Genomic DNA, 7,928 nt, shown 5'->3' on the forward strand with positions numbered 1-7,928 from the left:
CCTTGAAGGCGGGGTGTCATCGGCGGGCGGACCGCACGATTTCCAGGAACCCGAGTGGACCTTGTCGCCTCGGGTCGCGGCGGCCGCCACGCCCGTACCGCCCCTCGCCCTGGTCCGGGTAGGGGCGTCACCTGCGCCATCCCCGATCGGTCAGCGCGCCGCGCACCTCGCGGAGCACCGCCGGGAACTCGGCGTGCAGGCGTCGGCTGGTCACGTGCAGCACCAGCCACCCGGCGCCGACGAGCAGGTTCAGCCGGCGGCGATCGCGGTGCAGCTGGTCAGCGTCGGCGTGCCACTGCCCGTCGTACTCGACGGCTACCCGGTACTCCGGCCAGGCCAGGTCGGGATGCAGGACGACGCCGTTGGGCAGGGGTACCGGATGCTGGACGACCGGTCGCGGCAGCCCACCAAGCGCCAGCCGGACGCGCAGGTGCGACTCCGGCGGAGATTCTGCCCCGCCATCAGCCAGATCGAAGAGCCACCGTGCCCGTCGCCCACCGGGCAGGTTCGCGTTGCGAGCGGCCACGTCGGCCAGCGTGTCGCGATTGGTCAGCCCTAGCCCGAGCAGCGCGTCGACGATGGCGACCGCGCGGATCGGATCGAGCCAGACGGCGGTCTCCCAGGCAGCTCGCCCGGGGTCGGAACGGGGGATCGCGCCGCCCGGGTCCCAGACCGGTCCCAGCGCGGCGGCCGCCCCCCGTTCGTCGCCCGGTCTGACCGCCACCGTGCTGCCCGGCCTGGCCGCCGCCGCACGCTGCCGGGGCGGTTGCCGTGTCGGGCGTGGTGACAGTCCTGCTCCCGCCGGTGAAAGCCCTGCCGCTGGTGAAAGCCCGGCCGACGGTAGGCGTCCTGATTCCCGCGGACGTCCTGTCTGCGCAGGGGTCGCGGCCTCCTCTCGCGGGCGGACGTCGAGGGGCGGGGTGATGGCATTGGCGTGCACGCGCAGGCCGCGCTGTGCGCCGATCCGCAGCGGTCTGGGCACGAGGACGTGAACGTCGTCGGTGAAGGCGGCGGCGTGTTCGACGCCGTGCAGGTATGCGGCCGACGGGCCTCCGACCGCCACCCCGGGTGGTAGCCGGAGGAGGGCAGCGCGACAGGCCAGGGTGTGGTCCCGGTCGAGCCGCGCGTCGGCGTAGACGTCGTGGCGCAGTCGCACCCAGGCGGCGCTGCGCAGTTGGTGCTCGGTGAGCAGGCCATCCCGGATCGCGTCGGAGCCGCGGAAGACCTGCCAGGTCAGAGTCTCGGGTCGGTGCGGACGTGGCGGCATGCCAGGCAGCGTGCCGACCGCCGAGTGGCCGCCGAAACCCCTGTGGACAACCCCGACCGGACGTCCGACCGGTCCCTGTGGACAACCGCGGATCGACCGGCCGATCTTGCTATGGCACAGGTGGTGATCGACTCGCGTTCCTGGAAGTCGGGCTGTCGCGGCCACCCGGACACCACGATGTCCGGGAACCCGAGTCGACCAAGCCGCAGCGTGTCAGCGGAGGGCGGTGGCGACGGCCGTGGCGGCGGCAAGGACCTGGGTGCCGACCGTCTCGACGTCCAGCGGGGCGAGCGCGACCACGCCGACACTCGCCTCCAGTCCGGGTACGCCGAGCACCGGCGCGGCCACCCCGTACGCGCCGGACTGCAACTCGCCGCTGCTGCTCACCGGTCCCGCCGCCCCGGCACGCCCGGCCAGGATGGCCCGGCCCGCCGCCCCCAGGTCCAGCGGATGCCGCGCCCCGGTCCGGTACGCGACGTGGAACGACGTCCAGCTCGGCTCGACCACGGCCAGGGCGACGCCTTCGCCACCCTCGACCACGGTCAGGTGTGCCGTGGCGCCGGCATGCTCGGCGAGCCGGCGCAGGGCGGGCAGCGCTCCCTCGGCCAGCAGCGGCTGGGCGCGCCGGGCCAGGTGCAGCACTCCCGCGCCGAGGCGGAGGCGGCCGTCGGCGTCGCGGCGCAGCATTCCGTGCCCGGTCAACGGGCCGACCAGCCGGTAGACGGCCGCTCGCCCGATGCCGAGCTGGTTCGCCACCTCGGTGACGGTCAGCCCGGCCGGCGCTTCGGCGACCAGGTGCAGCAGCCGTAACCCGCGGTCCAGGGTCTGTGCCGTCTCGCCGGCCCGCCCGACAACCGCGTCGGCTCGGCCGGCGGGGGCGCTGGGGCTGGCCGGCGGCTCACCGGGGCGTGCGGTCGCATCCACGCCTGGCAGCGTACGACCCGGCACCGGCGGACCCGGACAGGCGTGGACGGCTACCCTTGTACGGTGACGCTACGCCTGTATGACACCGCCACCCGATCGGTGCGGGACTTCGTCCCGCGGGAAGCCGGCAAGGTGGGGGTCTACCTGTGTGGTCTCACTCTCCAGGCCCCGCCACACATCGGTCACCTTCGCTCTGGCGTCAACTACGACGTGCTGCGCCGCTGGTTGCTGACCGCCGGCTACCAGGTCACCTTCATCCGCAACGTGACCGACATCGACGACAAGATCCTGGTCAAGGCGGGGGAGCAGGGCCGGCCGTTCTGGTCCATCGCGTACGCCAACGAGCTGATCCTCGCCGAGTCGTACCGGGCGTTGAACGTGTTGGCGCCCACCTACGAGCCCCGCGCCACCGGGCACATCCCCGAGATGCACGAGCTGATCACCAAGTTGATCGCCGACGGGCACGCCTACCCGGCCACCGACGGCTCCGGCGACGTCTACTTCGACGTGGCCTCCTGGCCGGCGTACGGGTCGCTGTCGGGTCAGTCGCCGGACGCGATGCAGTCGGCCGGTGACGCGCCGGACCGGGGCAAGCGCGACCCGCGCGACTTCGCGCTCTGGAAGGGCGCCAAGCCCGACGAGCCGGCGGACGCCTACTGGCCCTCGCCGTGGGGGCTGGGCCGCCCGGGCTGGCACATCGAGTGCTCGGCGATGTGCTGGCGCTACCTGGGCCCGGAGTTCGACATCCACGGCGGCGGGCTCGACCTCACCTTCCCGCACCACGAGAACGAGATCGCCCAGTCCCAGGCGGCCGGGCTGCCGTTCGCCCGCCACTGGGTGCACCACGGGCTGCTCAGCATCGGCGGAGCCAAGATGGGCAAGTCCGCCGGCAACGCGCTGGGCCTGGCGTACGTGGACTCGCTCGGGGTGCGGCCCGTCGAGCTGCGCTACTACTACGCCGCAGCGCACTACCGCTCGATGATCGACTACTCGGAGGACGCGCTGCGCGACGCGGCCACCGCGTACCGCCGGATCGAGGGTTTCGTGCAGCGGGCCGCCGAGCGGGTCGGCGCCGGGCAGTTCGGCGAGCTGCCGAGCGGCTTCGTCGCGGCAATGGACGACGACCTCAACACCTCCGCCGCGCTCGCCGTGCTGCAACAGCAGATCCGGGACGGAAACACCGCGCTGAGCACCGGCGACGATGTGACCGTCCGCACCACCCTGGCCGCAGTACGGGCGATGCTGGATATCCTCGGGATCGACCCCCTCGACCTGGCCTGGACCGGTGGCGGCCGCTCGGATGATCTGCGTGCCGTGGTGGACTCCCTGATCGCGCTGGCCCTGGAGCAGCGCGCACAGGCCCGGGGCCGCAAGGACTGGACTGCCGCCGACGCGGTACGCGACCAGCTCAAGCTGGCCGGCGTGGTGGTCGAGGACACACCCCAGGGCCCCCGTTGGACTATTGGAGAGCAGGACTGATGGCCGGCAACTCGCAGCGCCGTGGCCGGCGACTGACGCCGAAGGCGGGCGCCCCCAAGGGCACCGGCGGCAAGAACAAGGATTCGCTGGCCGGGCGGGGGCGCACCCTGCCCGCCGACGAGCGGCCGTGGCACAAGGGCTACTCGGGCACCGAGAAGCTGCCCCAGCGCACCGCCTGGAAGCAGGACAAGGAGCGCCGGGCGGCGGCCGAGGAGGGGCGTGCCCCGAAGATCGGCCAGCCCGGCAGCAAGGACACCACCTGGGGCAAGGGCGGTGGCCGGGGCGTTCCGGTCAACCGGGGCGGCACCGGCGGCCGGGGCGGCAAGCCCGCAGGTCGGTCCGGCCCGCGGGTCACGCCGGGGCGCAAGTCCAACCCGGCCAGGGACACTCCGGAGCTGCTGGTCGGGCGCAACCCGGTGCTGGAGGCGCTGCGCGCCCAGGTGCCGGCGACGGCGCTCTACACCGCCCAGGGCATCGACGTGGACGACCGGATCAACGAGATCATCCGGACCGCCGCCGACCGGGGCATCGCCAACCTGGAGATCAGCCGGGCCGAGCTGGACCGGATGACCGGCGGGGTGCTGCACCAGGGCGTCGGGTTGCAGGTGCCGCCGTTCGCGTACCAGCCGTTCGAGGACATGGTGGCCGCGGCCCTGGAGCAGCAGGCCCCGCTGCTGGTCGCGCTGGACGGTGTCACCGACCCGCGCAACCTGGGCGCGGTGATCCGCTCGGCCGCCGCGTTCGGCGCGCAGGGTGTCTTCGTACCCGAGCGTCGTGCCGCCGGGATCACGGCGACCGCCTGGCGGACCAGTGCCGGCGCGGCCGCGCGGGTGCCGGTGGCGCAGGTCACCAACCTGACCCGATCGCTGAAGGCGTGCCGCGACGCCGGCTTCATTGTCATCGGTCTGGACGCCGACGGTGACACCGAGCTCTACGACCTGGAGGCCGCCGTCGGCCCGCTGGTGGTCGTGGTCGGCTCCGAGGGGCGCGGGCTTTCCCGGCTGGTCGGGGAGACCTGCGACCTGACCGTCAGCATCCCGATGATCTCCGAGGTCGAGTCGCTCAACGCCAGCGTGGCCGCCGCGGTCACCCTGGCCGAGGTCGCCCGCCGACGCGCCGCCGAGCAGTAGACGAGCGTCATCGAGGCCCCGTTCCCCGCATACTCCGGGGGACGGGGCCTCATCGTGTCCGGCGGCGGGATCGACCGGGTCCGGAGATGCCACAGGGGCGGCCCGCCGAAGCGGACCGCCCCTGTCGGTACGGCGTTACGTCAGATCCGGCTGCCGGTGGTGGCGTGGAAGACGTGGCTGCGGCCGGTGCGCGGCTTGACGAACACGGTGTCACCCATGTTCGGCATGCTGCGTCGGTCGGTGCGGACGACGAAGCGCTCCGAGTTGCCACCCAGCGCGGCGTGACCGTAGATGTTGGCGTCCGAGCCGAGGTCCTCGACGAGTTCGACCACGACCGGCATGCCACCCTCGGTCGGGCTGACCAGGTCGCAGTCCTCCGGGCGGAAGCCCACCGTCACCTTGCCGTCGCCGCCCTCGGCGCGGGCCGCCTCGACCTGCTCGCGCGTCAGCGGGATCTGCAGCTCGGCGAACTCGGCGCCCTGCTCGTTCAGCGGCACGGTCTTGATGTTCATGGCGGGGGAGCCCATGAAACCGGCGACGAAGACGTTGGCCGGGGTGTCGTAGAGCGCCCGCGGGGTGTCCACCTGCTGGAGGACGCCATCCAAGAGCACCGCGACCCGGTGGCCCATGGTCATGGCCTCGACCTGGTCGTGCGTGACGTAGACCGTGGTGACGCCCAGCTTGGCCTGCAGCGACGCGATCTGGGTACGGGTCTGCACGCGCAGCTTGGCGTCGAGGTTCGACAGCGGCTCGTCCATGAGGAAGACCTGCGGCTCGCGGACGATCGCCCGGCCCATCGCGACGCGCTGACGCTGACCACCGGAGAGCGCCTTCGGCTTGCGGCCGAGGTACTCCTCCAACTGGAGCAGCCCGGCCGCCTCCTTCACCCGCCGGTCGATCTCCGACTTGGAGGTCTTGCGCAGCTTGAGGGCGAACGCCATGTTCTCGTACACCGTCATGTGCGGGTAGAGGGCGTAGTTCTGGAAGACCATCGCGATGTCGCGGGCCTTGGGGGGCAGGTGGGTCACGTCACGCTGGTCGATGTAGATCGAGCCGGCGTCGACGTCCTCCAGCCCGGCGAGCATGCGCAGGCTGGTGGACTTGCCACAACCGGAGGGGCCGACCAGGACGAGGAACTCGCCGTCGCCGATCTCGAGGTCCAGCTCGTTGACGGCGGGACGCTCGGTGCCCGGGTAGATTCGGGACGCCTTGGAATAGGTGACCGTAGCCATGGTGAAGCGCTTCCTTTCACCGGCAGGAACGTGCCGGACGATCCGAGTGAAGGAGCGACCGGCACATGTCCGTGCCGGTCAACGGACGGCGGGCCGATCGCGTGGCGGCCGGCCTGTCGTCCGTGTCACTGCACCGTAAACGGGTTTCCCCGCGCTGCCAAGGCGGGGGCGCACCGGAAGTGGCGCACGGCCTACGCAATACGGTCAGTCGGGCACGGTCATGCATCAATCGACGCATGGCGCGTCCGTGGGAGGCCGTATTGGCGTCGGGTTGTTGACGTTTCCCGTGCTCGGGAGCCCTCGCGAGCGGGATATCCAGACGTCACTCGCTATGCTGACTTCGACGCACGCGCCCCTGTAGCTCAGCTGGCCAGAGCACTCGCCTTGTAAGCGAGATGTCGCCGGTTCGATCCCGGCCGGGGGCTCCAATTCCACCAGGCATTTCCCGACGGGCACTGCCATGGGTCGGCCGGTTGACAGCAACGCTGACAGCAACGCGATTCACGAGAGCTTCCCGTCGAGCTTGCAAAGCGCCTGACGCATCGCATCGAGGTTGGCGTGAGCGTAGACCTTGAGGGTGATCTTTACATCGGCGTGCCGGAGATCGTGCAGGCGGACACCAGGCAGTCCGGCGGCCTCGCGGAGCCGGGCGAACGAGCGGCTGAGGTTGGTGGGCTCTATGGGGGTGCCCCGCTTCGAGGGAAAGACAAGGTCATGGTCCTCCCACACCTCGGCGAGTGCGGCCCGCGACGACTACGACGTGACGCAACAACCCGAGGATGCAGAGGGCCTCTCAGACCTCTAGGCAGGGAAGAAGATGCCCCCTCCGATCGAGCACGTCGACAAGATGAAGGACCACTGGTGGTGGCGGCCAGGCTGGCGTGCGGGCCGGCACTTCTACGCCTGCCACTTCACGATGGGCGAGTACGCCAAGCTCGGGGAGCTGGTGCAGCGCTACCAGATGGCACTACGACCGTTTCCCGGGCTCGACCTCATCCCCTCAACGTGGCTTCACCTGACCATGCAGGGGATCGGATTCGTGGACGACCTGGACGATGAGCAGGTCGCCCGGTTGACCTACGGGATCAGGGAAGAGCTTGCAGAGCTACCCGCACCGGTCGTCACCTTCCACCGCCCTGTCGTCAGACCGGAGGCTGTCTACCTGCCTGCGAACCCGCCAACACCCATCGCGGCGGTACGTCACGCGGTAAGAGATGTCATCAGCCGCGTCCTGGGCACCGGCAACGTCGAGCTGGCACCCGAGCACGTCCAGGGCTACCGCCCTCATGTGAGCCTTGCCTACTCCAACACAGCGCAAGCCGCGGAACCCGTCGCGGCAGCGCTGGCACGAGTGGAGGCGAAGCCGGTCGTGGTGACTCTTCAGCATCTAGGGCTCCTTGAGTTCCACCGCGACTACCGGATGTATCAGTGGATCCGGTCGGAGCAGGTGCGTATCGGGCGGTGACCAGCGCGATGCATTAGAACGTTTGTACGATCTTCTTGTGAAGGAGCTGGTGGAGCGCTGGTGGAACGGGACTTGGGGGCGATTGACCCGGCGTGACGTGTGGCTCGCCCGCGAGGTCCGGTGGCACGTCGTCGCCAGGTCCGGCGACTCAGAGACGGGCAAGGTGCTGCGGTGGGAGTTCGACACCGAGGACGAGGCCCGGCAGATGGTGAAGCGTCTCGTCCAGGCCGACGGCGGCCAGTGGCGCGAGCAGACCGGCGACGCAGCTACACAGCCCCCGAGGTGAGTCCGGCCGGCTGCCGGCGATGTCGAGTCTCAGGACCTCTGTGACGGATTAGTCTCGGGACCTTCGTGACAGATGCGGCTAGACGATCAGGTAGCCGGCGCGGAGAAGGCGATTAGGGCGGTGCCCGCCACGAGCACGATGATGC

8 protein-coding genes and 1 tRNA gene are annotated in these 7,928 nt (G+C 70.8%); 5 read left to right on the forward strand and 4 right to left on the reverse strand.

Going from position 1 to position 7,928, the window contains the following annotated elements; translation table 11 throughout:
- Positions 1-127 precede the first annotated feature (127 nt).
- Together ACWD5O_RS31425 and ACWD5O_RS31430 are read right to left on the reverse strand one after the other, a co-directional pair.
- Entirely contained in the window at positions 128-1,267 is a 1,140-nt protein-coding gene (locus tag ACWD5O_RS31425) for a hypothetical protein (RefSeq protein ID WP_354963485.1), read from the reverse strand.
- Between the two features lie 213 nt (positions 1,268-1,480).
- Positions 1,481-2,191, reverse strand: coding sequence for an IclR family transcriptional regulator (locus tag ACWD5O_RS31430; protein WP_387324322.1), 711 nt, complete (start codon positions 2,189-2,191; stop codon positions 1,481-1,483).
- A 63-nt stretch (positions 2,192-2,254) separates the two neighbouring features.
- Here ACWD5O_RS31430 and cysS point away from each other — a divergent pair, with 63 nt between their 5' ends.
- Together cysS and rlmB are read left to right on the forward strand one after the other, a co-directional pair.
- Positions 2,255-3,670 carry a cysteine--tRNA ligase gene (cysS, locus tag ACWD5O_RS31435; protein ID WP_354963486.1) on the forward strand — a complete coding sequence of 472 codons (1,416 nt, stop codon included), beginning with the start codon at positions 2,255-2,257 and terminating at the stop codon, positions 3,668-3,670.
- On the forward strand, positions 3,670-4,800 hold the full coding sequence (gene rlmB / locus ACWD5O_RS31440) for a 23S rRNA (guanosine(2251)-2'-O)-methyltransferase RlmB (RefSeq protein ID WP_354963487.1): 1,131 nt from the start codon (positions 3,670-3,672) through the stop codon (positions 4,798-4,800). The genes cysS and rlmB overlap by 1 nt, the downstream gene beginning before the upstream one ends.
- A gap of 140 nt (positions 4,801-4,940) precedes the next feature.
- Here rlmB and ACWD5O_RS31445 read toward each other — a convergent pair whose 3' ends face one another.
- Positions 4,941-6,032, reverse strand: a complete 1,092-nt coding sequence (locus tag ACWD5O_RS31445) for an ABC transporter ATP-binding protein (protein WP_354963488.1) — start codon at positions 6,030-6,032, stop codon at positions 4,941-4,943.
- Positions 6,033-6,383: 351 nt separating this feature from the next.
- On the opposite strand from ACWD5O_RS31445, the gene ACWD5O_RS31450 reads away from it, so the two are divergent.
- A tRNA-Thr gene (locus ACWD5O_RS31450) sits at positions 6,384-6,460 on the forward strand.
- 73 nt (positions 6,461-6,533) lie between these two features.
- On the opposite strand, the gene ACWD5O_RS31455 is transcribed toward ACWD5O_RS31450, so the two are convergent.
- Complete coding sequence (locus ACWD5O_RS31455; RefSeq protein WP_354963489.1) at positions 6,534-6,761, reverse strand: hypothetical protein; 228 nt, start codon at positions 6,759-6,761, stop codon at positions 6,534-6,536.
- 88 nt (positions 6,762-6,849) lie between these two features.
- Between ACWD5O_RS31455 and ACWD5O_RS31460 the strand changes: the two genes are divergently transcribed.
- Together ACWD5O_RS31460 and ACWD5O_RS31465 are read left to right on the forward strand one after the other, a co-directional pair.
- Positions 6,850-7,497 (forward strand): 2'-5' RNA ligase family protein, encoded by a 648-nt coding sequence (locus ACWD5O_RS31460; protein WP_354963490.1) that lies wholly within the window; start codon positions 6,850-6,852, stop codon positions 7,495-7,497.
- Between the two features lie 37 nt (positions 7,498-7,534).
- A complete protein-coding gene (locus ACWD5O_RS31465; RefSeq protein WP_354963491.1) occupies positions 7,535-7,783 on the forward strand; it encodes a hypothetical protein in 249 nt (82 codons plus the stop codon).
- Positions 7,784-7,928: the final 145 nt, after the last annotated feature.

The organism is Micromonospora sp. NPDC005161 (genome assembly GCF_053599855.1).